The following is a 12387-nucleotide window of genomic DNA, read 5'->3' as shown; positions in this document are numbered from 1 at the left end:
GCCTTAGTTGATGGGGCGCTTCAGGCGCACTTCTTCGATCTTGACGCCACCGATCACGGCGGTCTTGGCGGTGGAGAGTTCCTGCTTGAAGCCGGCCATTTCGTGGAAACGGATGGCGCGCTCGTTGCGCAGCGGCACCCAGGCCGTGACATTGGTGCAGCCTTCTTCCTGGAGGCCATCACGGGCGGCGTCCCACAGGGCCAGGCCTACGCCCTGGTTCCAGTGGGTGGGGGCGGCGTAGATGGCCCAGATTTCGCCCGTGGTGGGGCGGGATTTCTCATCGCGCGAGCGGTCATAGCCGACAAAGCCGACGATCTTCTCGCCATCGATGGCCACCTGCACCTGGGGCTCGCAATATTCGATGGCTTCGCGCCAGTAGGCCTGGCGCTTGTCGACGGAAGACATGGACTTCAATTGCTCGTCTGGCACCAGCCCTTTGTAAGCCTCTTGGGCGGAGACGGTGTGGATCTGGGCGATGGCTTTGGCATCGCGAAGCGTAGCGGGACGAACCTGGATACTGGACATGAAAAAACCGAACGAAAACGGGGGGTGAAAAAACAAAAGGACCGGCATTGTCGCCGCAAACGGTTTTTCACCCCTCGCCAGTAGGGTACCCGGCCCTGCGCGCCCCACGCAGGCGGGGGAGCAAAGCGGGCCGTCAGGCCATGGCCAGAGAGCCTCCGAGCCCGTCCCCAGCGCGCTCGCGGGCCGATTGGGCCAGCGCACGCTTGTTGCGCGGGCGGGGCACTTTCACCTCCGGCGGCATGCCGTTGATGGCGTTCAGGCCCACCACCAGCGTCACGCTGCGCGAGCCACCATCGCGTTCATCCGGGGCATAGGCGCGGTAGCTGCCGCTGCCCTGGCCGTGGCTGCGTTGCACGGTATGGAACACGATGCGCACGCCGCTCACCCGATGGCCGCTGAAGGGCAGCACGCGCAGGCGGGCATCGCGGTCCAGCGCCAGCCCCATGCAGCCAGGGCGGTTGATGAGGTCGGTGCGCACGCTGCGCCAGGTCAGGCCGTTGTCGGTGGAAAACTGCCAGTTGCCCGCCTGTGCATCCAGGTGCTCGACGATGACGCCTGCCGAGGCCAACAGGTCCGGGCAGTTGTCGTGCACGATCTGGGCAAGGCAGTTGCCGCCCACCCCCACTCCGGCGGAGGGCTTGTGCTCTGGCGACGAAAGCGGTGGGTTCTGAAGAGCGCTGGCAGTCATGTTGTATTCCCCTGGTGGTTGATGGATGGTTGGTCCGACCCAACCGCCGCAGTGCGCAGCCGCCATGCGACATTCTGTTCACTGCATGGGGGAAAGTCTAGAAACCGCAGGGGCCGGCGTCCATCGCACAAATGGACTAGTTCGCACAGTTCCCTGGCGCGTTGTTGTGCGCAATACTCACGGGATGCCTGCCAGCCTGTTGCTTATTGACGACCACACCCTGTTTCGCACCGGTTTGCGCCTGATCGTGCAGGACCACCCCCTGGTGGGATCCATTGCCGAAGCGGGCTCCATTGCCGAAGCCTGTGCCCTGCCCCCTGCCCCGATGGACCTGGTGCTGCTGGACATCCAGCTGCCGGGCATGAGCGGGCTCGACGGGCTGCGCCTGCTGCGCCAGTCCTACCCCAGCGCCCGTATCGTGCTCGTCTCGGCCAGCATTGCGCCGGATGCGGTGTACGAGGCGCGCTCGCGCGGCGCCGACGGCTTCCTGCCCAAGTCGGCCAGCGGCGAGGACATCCTGGAGGCGATCAGCGTCTCCCTGTCCGGCGCGCCCTGTTTTCCCCCGAACAGCGGCAATGCCTCCACAACCCGCACGTCGGCTGCGCCCAGCCTCACCGCGCGCCAGCTGGAAGTGCTGTCGCTGCTGTGCACCGGCAAGCCCAACAAGGTCATCGCGCGCCACCTGGGCCTGAGCGAGAACACCGTGCGCGTGCATGTGGCGGCCATCTTTGCGCAACTGGGCGTCAACAGCCGCAGCGCGGCGCTGCTGGCCGCGCAGCGCCTGGGCCTGTCCATGCCGCCGCTCCATGACATTGTCTGAAGCCCTGCCGCTGATCCCGCGTTGGCCCTGGACGCGCCGGCGCTGGGAACGCGATGAAGTCCTGCGCGAGCAGGTCACGCTGCTGCGCCAGAACTTCCCCATGACCTTGCTGGCATCCCTGGCCACGGCCCTGGGCACCCTGTGGGTGATGGCGCGCGTGGCCGACACCCAGGTGGTCAGCATCTGGCTGGTCTCGCACGCGCTGGTGGTCATAGGGGTGTACGCCACGCTGCGCGGCATGGCACCGCAGCGCGACCCGGTGCTGCACTCGGCGCGCAAGCTCATGGCCTGCATGGCCGCCATGGGCCTGAGCTGGGGCAGCCTGGGCTACGTTGTGCTGTACTGGGGCACGCCGGAGAGCGTGATCTACGCCATCGGCATCGTCAGCACCGTCTCCTCCGGTGCGCTGGGCCTGGGGGCACCGCTGTACCGCGCCTACATCACCTACCTCACCTGCGCGGTCGGGGGCATCTTCGTGGCCGTGGCCATGAGCGGCGGCCCGGCCATGTGGCCCGCCCTGTTCCTGGTGCTGGTGTACTACGCCCTGACCGGCCTGCAGGCCAGTACCGGGGACACCGCCACGCGCCGCAGCATCGCCCTCAAGCTCGAAAACGAGCGGCTGGTGGCCGAATTGCGCGCCGAGTCGCACCGCGCACTGGCCGCACAGGCAGAGGCCGAGCGCGCCGACCGCGACAAATCGCGCTTTCTCGCCGCCGCCAGCCACGACCTGCGCCAGCCGCTGCACGCGATGGGCTTGTTCCTCGAAACCCTGCAGCGCAGCCCCATGAGCCCGCACCAGCTCACTGTGCTGGGCCACGCGCAGGCGGCTTCGGGCGCGGCGGTAGAGATGCTCACCACCTTGCTCGACTATTCGCGGCTGGAGGCCGGTGTCGTCAAGATGCGGCCCGCCGCCTTCGCCGTGCAACCCCTGCTGACCGCGCTGGAGCAGGAGTTCGGCGTGCAGGCCGACAATTGCGGGCTGGTGTACCGCACGCACGAGACATCCACCGCAGCCCATGCCGACCGCTCGCTGGTCATGCTGGTGATGCACAACTTCATCTCCAATGCGCTACGCTACACGGCGCGCGGCGGCGTGCTCATTGCATGCCGCCGCCGGGGGCGGCGCATCGCGCTCGAGGTGTGGGATACCGGCGCAGGCATACCGCAAAGCCAGTGGGAAAACATCTTCCAGGAATTCCACCAGTTGGGCAACCCCGAGCGCGACCGCCGCAAGGGCCTGGGTCTGGGCCTGGCCATCGTAAAACGCCTGGCGCGCGAGATGGGTACCTCGGTGGAGCTGAGCTCCCGCCCCGGCCGGGGCTCGGTGTTCCGGCTCTGGCTCGACGCCTGGCAGGGCGCCCTGGAGGACGAGGCCCCGCCCTCCTTCAACCACTTCGATCTCACGGGCCTGCATGTGCTGGCCATCGACGACGACGAATCGGTGCGCCTGGGCATGCAGGCCCTGCTGCAAAGCTGGGGTTGCCACTGCACCACGGCTGAATCCAGTGCCGATGCGCTCGAACACATCGAGGACAGCACGCCCGACCTGATCATCACCGACTTCCGCCTGCGCCACGAAGAGACCGGCAAGCAGGTGCTGCAGGCCCTGCGTGCCTACCTGGGGGTGTCGGTGCCCGCCATCATCATGACCGGGGACACCTCGCCCCAGCGCCTGCGCGACGCGCAGACCACCTCGGCCCTGCTGCTGCACAAGCCGGTGTCCACCGGGCAGTTGCGCGATGCCATCGTGCAACTGGTCAGCGGCACGCCGTCACCCACCGAGGCCCCGCCAACCGAAGCCGCTACAGCCAGCGGCGAAGAAGCCCCATGACCTGGTCGAAGCGCGCGCCATAAGGCGGGTAGAACATCGAGCCCATCGCCCAGCGCGACTGCACCAGGACCGACTTCTGGTGGCAAAAGCGCAGGAAGCCCTGCTCGCCGTGGTAGGCGCCCCAGCCGCTGTCACCCACTCCGCCAAAGGGCAGGTTGTCGTGGGCGATGTGCATCAGCGTGTCGTTCACCGTCACACCACCGCTCACGGTGCGGCGCAGCACGTCGTCGCGCGCCGCCTCGCTCTGGCCGAACCAGTACAGCGCCAGCGGCCGCGGGCCGGCATTGATGTGCGCCACGGCGTCGTCCAGGCGTTCGTACGAGATCACGGGCAGCACGGGCCCGAAGATCTCCTCCTGCATGATCTGCATGTCGGAGGTGACGCCAAACACCAGCGTGGGCAGCATCTGGCGGCTCGCCCCATCGCCCAGCGTGCCCACGGTGTTCACCACCGGCTTGCCCGCTGCGGGATCGATGGGCTGCACTTCGGCCCCCTGCGTCTGCGCCTGCTGCAGCATGGTGCGCAGCCGCGCATGGTGGCGCGGCGTGATGATGGAGGCGTAGTCCGGGTTGCCCTCGATGGTGGGGAACAGGCGCGCCACGGCGGCCCGGTAGGCATTGGCAAACTCGGTCTCGCGCCCGCGCGGCACCAGCAGGTAGTCGGGCGCAATGCAGGTCTGGCCGGCATTGAGCAGCTTGCCGTGGGCGATCTTGAGCGCCGCGTCCTGCATGTCGCAGTGGCCGTCGATGATGCAGGGCGACTTGCCACCGAGCTCCAGCGTGGTGGGTGTGAGGTTCTGCGCGGCCGCGATGGCCACCTTGCGCCCTACGGGCGTGGAACCGGTGAACACCAGGTGGTCGAACGGCAGCGAGGCAAAAAGTGCCGCCAGGTTGGCATCGCCCTGCACCACGCAGAATTCGTCGGGGGCAAAGAACTGCGCCACCAGCAGCGCCAGCTGGGCCGAGGTGTGCGGCGTGAGCTCGCTGGGCTTGAGCATCACGCGGTTGCCCGCAGCCAGTGCAGTGATGGCGGGCGCAAGCGCCAATTGCACAGGGTAGTTCCAGGGAGCGATCACGCCCACCACACCGAGCGGCTGGCGCTGTATGTGCGCGGAGGCAGGCTGAAGGTAGATGGGTGTGCGCACCTTCTGCGGCTTCATCCAGCGCGCCAGGTGCTTCAAGGTATGCGACAGCAGGGTGCGCAGCACGAAGAAATCCGCCACCTCGGTGAGCCGGGGCGAACGCATGCCGAAATCGGCCTGCACCGCCGCCGCCAGCACGGCCCCGTTTTCATTGAGCAGCTTGCGCATGCGCAGCAGGCGCTCGCGGCGCACGAGCAAAGGCACCTCGACCTGAGTGCGGCTGGCCTGCCGCTGGGTTTCAAAAAGGGCGTGGATGTCAGCTGGTGTCATGGAGCGCATGATAGAGCGCCCGGCCCCTGCCGCCGGACCATGCCGGCGCGTCTAGAGGGGCATGCCGAGCACCGCTTTCAGCGCCTGTTGCGGCTTTGCACCAGCGCTCAGCGCAGCTCGCGCGGCTCCACGTCGGTCACCTCCACGGCGCTGGGCAGCACCCCGCCGCGCCGCGACGGCGCTGGAGGCTCCGCGGCCCCATCGGGCGGGCGCGCAGCCCCCCATTGCGCCCTGGAGCGCATGGCAGCGCTGAATCCCGTGCGCGGGTCGACCCGCATGACCCAAGGGGTCGTGGGCCGGCCCGTGAGCCGTGCCCAGGTCGCGCGCGTTGCCCACGCCAAACCCAGCACCAGCGCTGCAGCCAGCAGGCTCAGGAACACCACCAGCCCCATGGCCAGCACCAGGGCACGCACGGTAAAGCGTACCAGAGCCGAAACAAGATTGTTCAAACGACACCTTTCCTTTCAACAGGGCGGCCTCCCATGGCCGCCCTTTCCCCGATCAAGCAGGCTCGGACGCACCGCCGAAATGGAAGACCCCCGGGTCCAGCACCGGGTCCACCGTCACCGGGATCACGCTCTTGGGCGGGAAACGGCCTTCCAGCAGCAGCTTCGACAGGGGATTCTCGATGCGCTGCTGGATGGCCCTCTTGAGCGGACGGGCACCGAACACCGGATCGAACCCCACCTTGGCCAGTTCTTCGAGCGCCGGGGCCGAGATCTGCAAGTGCAGGTCCATCTTGGCCAGGCGCGCTTCGAGCAGTTGCAGCTGGATGCGTGCAATCGCCTCGATGTTCTTCGCATCCAGCGCATGGAACACCACCGTCTCATCGATCCGGTTCAGGAATTCGGGTCGGAAATGGTTCTTGAGTTCCCCCCACACCGCTTCCTTGATGTCCTCGGCGTCCTGCCCCACCATGGCCTGGATCAGGTGCGAGCCGATGTTGCTGGTCATCACGATCACGGTGTTCTTGAAGTCCACGGTGCGGCCCTGGCCATCGGTCAGGCGGCCATCGTCGAGCACCTGCAGCAGCACGTTGAACACGTCGGGGTGGGCCTTCTCCACCTCGTCGAGCAGCAGCACGCTGTAGGGCTTGCGGCGCACGGCTTCGGTCAGGTAGCCGCCCTCCTCGTAGCCCACGTAGCCCGGGGGCGCACCGATCAGGCGGGCCACCGAGTGCTTTTCCATGAACTCGCTCATGTCGATGCGGATCAGGTGGTCCTCGCTATCGAACAGAAAGCCTGCCAGCGCCTTGCACAGCTCGGTCTTGCCCACGCCCGTGGGGCCCAGGAACAGGAAGGAGCCCGTGGGGCGGTTGGGGTCGGACAGACCCGAGCGCGAGCGGCGGATGGCGTTGGCCACGGCGGTGATGGCCTCTTCCTGGCCCACCACGCGCTCGTGCAGTTTGCCCTCCATCTGCAACAGCTTGTCCTTCTCGCCCTGCATCATCTTGGCCACCGGGATGCCCGTGGCGCGGCTCACGACCTCGGCAATCTCCTCGGCACCCACCTGCGTGCGCAACAGGCGCGGCGCGCTCGCCACGCCGTCCTTGCCATCTTCCTTGGCCTGGGCTTCCTTGAGCTGGCGCTCCAGGTCGGGCAGCTTGCCGTACTGCAGCTCGGCCACCTTGTTGAAGTCGCCCTTGCGGGTGAACTCCTCGATCTGGAACTTGAGCTTGTCGATGGCTTCACGCACGTGCGCACTGCCCTGGGCCTGGGCCTTTTCGGCCTGCCAGATTTCGTCGTAGTCGGCAATCTCCTTTTGCAGGCGCACGATCTCTTCTTCGATCAGGCCGAAGCGCTTGACCGAGGACTCGTCCTTCTCGCGGCGCACGGCCTCGCGCTCGATCTGCAGCTGGATCAGGCGGCGGTCGAGCTTGTCCATGACCTCGGGCTTGGAGTCCATCTCGATCTTGATCTTGGAGGCCGCCTCGTCGATCAGGTCAATGGCCTTGTCGGGCAGGAAGCGGTCGGTGATGTAGCGGTGCGACAGCTCCGCCGCGGCCACGATGGCCGGGTCGGTGATGTCCACGCCATGGTGCACCTCGTACTTTTCCTGCAGGCCGCGCAGGATGGCGATGGTCGCCTCCACCGTGGGCTCGCCCACGAGGATCTTCTGGAAGCGGCGCTCCAGCGCGGCATCCTTCTCGATGTACTTGCGGTATTCGTCGAGCGTGGTGGCACCCACGCAGTGCAGCTCGCCGCGCGCCAGGGCCGGCTTGAGCATGTTGCCCGCGTCCATGGCCCCCTCGCCCTTGCCGGCGCCCACCATGGTGTGCAACTCGTCGATGAAGACAATGGTCTGGCCCTCGTCCTTGGCCAGCTCGTTGAGCACGGCCTTCAGGCGTTCCTCGAACTCACCACGGTACTTGGCACCGGCCAGGAGGGCAGCCATGTCCAGGCTGAGCACACGCTTGCCCTTGAGCGACTCGGGCACCTCGCCAGCCACGATGCGCTGGGCCAGGCCTTCCACGATGGCGGTCTTGCCCACGCCAGGCTCGCCGATGAGCACGGGGTTGTTCTTGGTGCGCCGCTGCAGTACCTGGATAGCGCGGCGGATCTCGTCGTCGCGGCCGATCACGGGGTCGAGCTTGCCCATGCGGGCGCGCTCGGTGAGGTCCATGCAGTATTTGGCCAGCGCGCCGCGCTGGCCTTCGGCATCGGCGCTGTCCATCTTCTGGCCGCCGCGCACGGCCTCGATGGCCGCCTCCAGGCTCTTGCGCGTGAGGCCGTTGTCCTTGGCGATGGTGGCGGCCTCGCCCTTGCTGTCGATCAGCGCGAGCAGGAACAGCTCGCTGGCGATGAACTGGTCACCACGCTTGATGGCCTCTTTCTCGGTGGCCTGCAGCACGCGGCCCAGCTCGGGGCCGCCCTGCACCTGCTCCTGGCCGTGCACGGCCGGCAGGCGCTTGACGGCGCTTTCCGCAGCGGCCAGCAGGCCCTGCACATTGGCACCGGCGCGCTGCAGCAGCGCGCGCGGCCCGTCTTCCTGGCGCAGCATGGCCACGAGCATGTGCACGGGCTCGATGTAGGCGTTGTCATTGCCCAGCGCAAGGGTCTGGGCGTCGCTCAGGGCTTCCTGGAACTTGGTGGTGAACTTGTCGAGACGCATGGGTGAATGTCCTTCCGAATTGCGTCACACATGGGGACTTTCGGCACCCTTTTCAAGCATCCCGAGCCTGGGTCAGGGCCATCAGGCGGCGTCAGTCCCACCTTGTGCGCCTGCTTTGGAGGCGCGGCGCACAAAATTACCAATATTTACATGTCACCGTGGGCCGGTGCAATGCCCCAGCGGGCCAGCGCCGCGTCGTCGCTCACGCGCGCATCGACCCAGCGCGCACCCGCAGGGGTGACTTCCTTCTTCCAGAATGGCGCCTGGGTCTTGAGGTAGTCCATCAGGAACTCGCAGGCCTCGAAACTCTGGCCCCGGTGGGCACTGGTGACCGCCACCAGCACGATCTGGTCGAGCGGCTGCAGCAGCCCCACGCGGTGGATCACGCGCACGCCAAAGAGCTCGAAGCGCCCGAAGGCGGCCTCGACCATCGCGGCAATGGACTTTTCGGTCATGCCCGGGTAGTGCTCCAGCTCCAGGGAGGCCACGTCGTCGCCATCGTTGCGGTCGCGCACCGTGCCCACGAAGGCGCACACCGCGCCCACGCGGCGGTCTTCGCGGCGCAGCGCGGCGACTTCGGCGGACAGGTCGAAGTCCGCCGTCTGGATGGAGACACTGCCTGCCGGGCGGGTAGTCATGGAGAGCGGTGCAGGCGGGGGGCGGCCAGCAGGGCGCGCTCCTCTTCCAGCACTTTTTCCAGTTGCACGAGCGCGGGGGTGCGTGGCAGCTTGGCCACCAGGGCCTGCAAACGCGTGACATCGGTCACCGTCGGGGCCACTTTCACCTGCGCGATGGCCGCAGGGTGGTTGCCGGATTGGATCAACGCCAGTACCTTCGTGGGCCATTCACTCTTGGGTTTTGCCATGGATCTGTTTTTTTCTGAAGGAAATGATTGTCTGTAGGATCCAGAGAACTGTACCCCTACCTGACATGGCCACACAAACCATCACCACCGAAAAATACAAGCTCTACCCGTCGCCGCGCAACCGCAGCAAGGATATCTTCGCGTATGAGGTGTTCGTGCCCTACCCCTATGCCCTGGTGGACCTGGACAGCATGGACCTGGCAGGCCAGTCGACGCTGTTCGCCGCCTGCCGGCTGTCGGACATGAAGATGGGCCAGGTGGTGACCTTCGAGCTGGATGCGGACCGAACGAAGTTCGAGCGGCTGTTCACGCCCGACTGACGGCCCGGCCGAGTCGCCAATAATGCGTGCGGTGCCGCCGGACCGGCCGCCCCATACACCGTCCTCGCAAGGGCATTTCACTCCAGCATGAAATTTTCAGACATCACGCAGCGCCTGCAATCGGTAGAACACGACAACAACATCGACGTCCTGCGCGCCTGCGCCATCCTCTCGGTGGCGCTGCACCACTTCTCGGTCTACGCCGGCATCCCGGTGCCGCTGTTCGGCCCCGATGGCGGCGGCATCGGCGTGCAGCTGTTCTTCCTGATCTCGGGCTACCTCATCATCCAGAGCGCCGAGCGCAACAGCCTGGGCGACTATGCCAAGGCACGGTTCTTTCGCATCTTCCCGGTGTACTGGGTGGCCCTGGTGGGCATCGTGCTGGTCGAGGTGTCGCTGGTCCCCGGGTTCCGGCAACTGGTGGCCAACGACTACCCGCATTTCCTGCTCAACCTGCTCAACCTGCAGCAGCTGTCCGTGCGCAGCAGCCTGTTCTTCGACCGCGTGCACGTGGGCTGGACGCTCACGGTAGAGCTCTTCTGGTATGCCATCGTGGTGGTGCTGGCCCTGGTGGCGCACCGCGTGCGCTGGCGGCATTTCTGGCTGGGCGTGCTGGTCCTGTCCACCCTGTTGTCCATCGCCTGGATCAAGACGACCAACACCGGCGCGCTCGACTTCCTGTACCTGGCCCAGGCGCGCAACGCCGGGGTGGAATTCACGCCCCTGCTGCAGCATGTGCTGATCAAGTCCAACATCGTGGGCTACCTGTACTTCTTCGTGATGGGCACGGTGATCTACCGGTACGAGAAGGTGCTCAGGCGCATCCCCAGCAGCATCCTGTGGCCGGTGGCGCTGCTGCTGATCTTGCTGTGGTCGCAGTGGCAGGTCGTGGTGGGGTTGGCGCCGCAGCCGCTGGCCGCCGTGGGCCTGGCCTGCGTGTTCATCCTGTTCCTCAAGCTGCCGCCCATCAAGGACGTGCTGGTGCGCTACATCGGCAAGATTTCTTATTCGCTGTACCTCGTCCATGCCAAGGTGATGGTCGTGGTCTATGCCAACCTGCAATGGTCGGGCGCAGGCGCCCACCTCACCGTCGTCATTGCCACCTTGCTGCTGGCCACTGCGCTGTACTACACCGTGGAACAGCCCATGATCGACTACGGCAAGCGCTTTCGCAGCAAGAACCGCAGCAGCGTGCCGGACAGCGCCGCGGCCTGACCCTTCCATTGCCCTTTCGACCTGCCTGCGCCATGCACGACGACGACAACCAGATCCACGTTCCCCCGTCCTTCATGGCCGTGTACAGCGATGCCCGCCAGCGCCTGCGCGAGCCGGCAAGCGTGGTGCGCACGCGCTACGAGCTGTGCGAAGACCTGGCCGGGCACCTGGTGGAGCATGCGCAGACGCTCTACCACGTGCAGGCACCTTCCGAAACCGAGATCCTGCGGCGCATCCATGCCGGGCTGTGCACCGCCGAGTCCGGCGTCTCCGTATCCGAGGCCACCTGGATCGTGACGCGCCTGGCCGAGTTGCTGGTATGGCAGTGCCCCGAACTGATCGCCCCTGTGGAGCCGGCGCCCGAGCAGGGCTGACGCGCTCCCCGCTATACTGCTCGCCATGACCACCCACTGCACCCTGGCCCTTCCTACCGCACCCGCGGTGGCCGTGCCGTGCGTGGTCAAAGCCAAAAAACCAGAGCTCATCTGACCGGAGCTGTGGTTCCGTCCGGATGAGCGACGGAACCCCTGGCAGAAAGACAGCTCCCTTTTCCCCTCCCCCTTTCTTTCCCGGTATTCCGCGCGCGCAGCCTGGCGGTTCTTCCCTTGGTCGAACCCTGAAAGGATGTTTTCGCATGTCCCCCCTGACGATTGCCACTGCGGATGTACCTGCTGCCACAGCCAACCACCCCACCAGCCCCGTCTTCAGCGGTCTTTGGATCGCCCTGGTCACGCCGTTCAAGGACGGCGCAGTGGACCACCCTGCCCTCGCCGCCCTGACAGCCCGGCTGCGTGCCGAAGGCGTCTCGGGCTTCGTGGCCTGCGGCTCCACCGGGGAGGCCGCAGCCCTGGACAAGGCCGAGCAGTTGCAGGTGCTGGAAACCACGCTCGAAGCCGCCCGCGACCTGCCCGTGGTGATGGGAGTCTCGGGCTACCACCAGCGCCAGGTACTGGACCAGGTGCAGGCACTGGCGCGCTACCCGCTGGCGGGCCTGCTGGTGTCCGCACCGCATTACATCCGCCCGTCACAGGACGGTCTGCTGCACTGGTTCCGCGCCATCGCCGACGCCAGCACGGTGCCCGTGGTCATCTACGACATTCCGTACCGCACGGGCGCCACACTCACCCCCGAGACGCTGCTGGCACTGGCGGCACACCCACGCATCCAGGCCATCAAGGACTGCGGCGGCAGCACGGCCAAGACGCAAGCCCTGATCGCGGATGGCCGCCTCCAGGTGCTGACGGGTGAAGACGCGCAAATCTTCAATACGCTGGCGCTGGGCGGCGCGGGCGCCATCTCTGCCTGCGCGCACTGGCAGACACCGCAGTTTGTGGAACTCGTGGGCTTGCTGCGCGGGGGCGATCTACCCCAGGCCCGCCGCACATGGCAGGCCCTGCAACCCTGGATCGAGGCTTGCTTTGCAGAACCCAACCCTGCCCCGCTCAAGGCCATGCTCGCGCATGCAGGAGAGATGCGCAATGAACTGCGCGCACCCATGATGGTGGCCTCGCAAGACCTGGTGCAACGCCTGCGCGCCCTCTAGACATCATGGTCGCCGCGCCCTGGATAGGCGGCCGGTCTCCGACATCGTAGATTGCGTC

The 12387-nt window shown here is 66.6% G+C and carries 13 protein-coding genes; 6 read left to right on the top strand and 7 right to left on the bottom strand.

The features are described 5' to 3' along the window. Window positions 1-3: 3 nt before the first annotated feature. Window positions 4-525, bottom strand: coding sequence for a GNAT family N-acetyltransferase (locus ASE28_RS18010; protein ID WP_057267911.1), 522 nt, complete (start codon window positions 523-525; stop codon window positions 4-6). Window positions 526-658: 133 nt separating this feature from the next. Continuing rightward, a complete protein-coding gene (locus tag ASE28_RS18005) occupies window positions 659-1213 on the bottom strand; it encodes a hypothetical protein (protein WP_057267883.1) in 555 nt (184 codons plus the stop codon). 184 nt (window positions 1214-1397) lie between these two features. On the opposite strand from ASE28_RS18005, the gene ASE28_RS18000 reads away from it, so the two are divergent. Both ASE28_RS18000 and ASE28_RS17995 read left to right on the top strand, forming a co-directional pair. Next, a complete protein-coding gene (locus ASE28_RS18000) occupies window positions 1398-2033 on the top strand; it encodes a response regulator transcription factor (RefSeq protein ID WP_057202164.1) in 636 nt (211 codons plus the stop codon). After that, window positions 2020-3864 (top strand): hybrid sensor histidine kinase/response regulator, encoded by a 1845-nt coding sequence (locus ASE28_RS17995; RefSeq protein WP_057267882.1) that lies wholly within the window; start codon window positions 2020-2022, stop codon window positions 3862-3864. Before ASE28_RS18000 ends, ASE28_RS17995 begins: the two co-directional genes overlap by 14 nt. Here the strand turns inward: ASE28_RS17995 and ASE28_RS17990 are convergent. The 5 genes from ASE28_RS17990 to ASE28_RS17970 all read right to left on the bottom strand — a co-directional run bounded on the left by ASE28_RS17990 (window position 3836) and on the right by ASE28_RS17970 (window position 9251). Beyond that, window positions 3836-5275 (bottom strand): coniferyl aldehyde dehydrogenase, encoded by a 1440-nt coding sequence (locus ASE28_RS17990; RefSeq protein WP_057267881.1) that lies wholly within the window; start codon window positions 5273-5275, stop codon window positions 3836-3838. The two genes, ASE28_RS17995 and ASE28_RS17990, sit on opposite strands and share 29 nt — an antisense overlap. 107 nt (window positions 5276-5382) lie before the next feature. Next, window positions 5383-5724: a hypothetical protein gene (locus ASE28_RS17985; RefSeq protein ID WP_057267880.1), complete on the bottom strand. Its 342-nt coding sequence runs from the start codon at window positions 5722-5724 to the stop codon at window positions 5383-5385. A 52-nt stretch (window positions 5725-5776) separates the two neighbouring features. Continuing rightward, window positions 5777-8386: an ATP-dependent chaperone ClpB gene (gene clpB, locus ASE28_RS17980; RefSeq protein ID WP_057267879.1), complete on the bottom strand. Its 2610-nt coding sequence runs from the start codon at window positions 8384-8386 to the stop codon at window positions 5777-5779. Window positions 8387-8532: 146 nt separating this feature from the next. Next, on the bottom strand, window positions 8533-9024 hold the full coding sequence (locus tag ASE28_RS17975) for a molybdenum cofactor biosynthesis protein MoaE (protein WP_057202159.1): 492 nt from the start codon (window positions 9022-9024) through the stop codon (window positions 8533-8535). Next, window positions 9021-9251: a hypothetical protein gene (locus ASE28_RS17970; RefSeq protein ID WP_007849068.1), complete on the bottom strand. Its 231-nt coding sequence runs from the start codon at window positions 9249-9251 to the stop codon at window positions 9021-9023. Before ASE28_RS17970 ends, ASE28_RS17975 begins: the two co-directional genes overlap by 4 nt. Before the next feature lie 65 nt (window positions 9252-9316). Here ASE28_RS17970 and ASE28_RS17965 point away from each other — a divergent pair, with 65 nt between their 5' ends. The 4 genes from ASE28_RS17965 (at window position 9317) to dapA (ending at window position 12329) form a co-directional block, all read left to right on the top strand. Then, entirely contained in the window at window positions 9317-9571 is a 255-nt protein-coding gene (locus ASE28_RS17965; protein WP_057267878.1) for a hypothetical protein, read from the top strand. Window positions 9572-9658: 87 nt separating this feature from the next. Next, window positions 9659-10786 carry an acyltransferase gene (locus tag ASE28_RS17960; RefSeq protein WP_057267877.1) on the top strand — a complete coding sequence of 376 codons (1128 nt, stop codon included), beginning with the start codon at window positions 9659-9661 and terminating at the stop codon, window positions 10784-10786. A gap of 32 nt (window positions 10787-10818) precedes the next feature. After that, window positions 10819-11160 (top strand): hypothetical protein, encoded by a 342-nt coding sequence (locus ASE28_RS17955; RefSeq protein ID WP_057202156.1) that lies wholly within the window; start codon window positions 10819-10821, stop codon window positions 11158-11160. A gap of 260 nt (window positions 11161-11420) precedes the next feature. Beyond that, a complete protein-coding gene (gene dapA, locus ASE28_RS17950) occupies window positions 11421-12329 on the top strand; it encodes a 4-hydroxy-tetrahydrodipicolinate synthase (RefSeq protein WP_057267876.1) in 909 nt (302 codons plus the stop codon). The last annotated feature ends 58 nt before the right edge of the window (window positions 12330-12387 follow it).

This window comes from Acidovorax sp. Root219 (genome assembly GCF_001428665.1).
Lineage (GTDB): Bacteria > Pseudomonadota > Gammaproteobacteria > Burkholderiales > Burkholderiaceae_C > Acidovorax.
The sequence above is the reverse complement of the archived record's forward strand: the minus strand, read 5'-3'. Positions and strand labels throughout refer to the sequence as shown.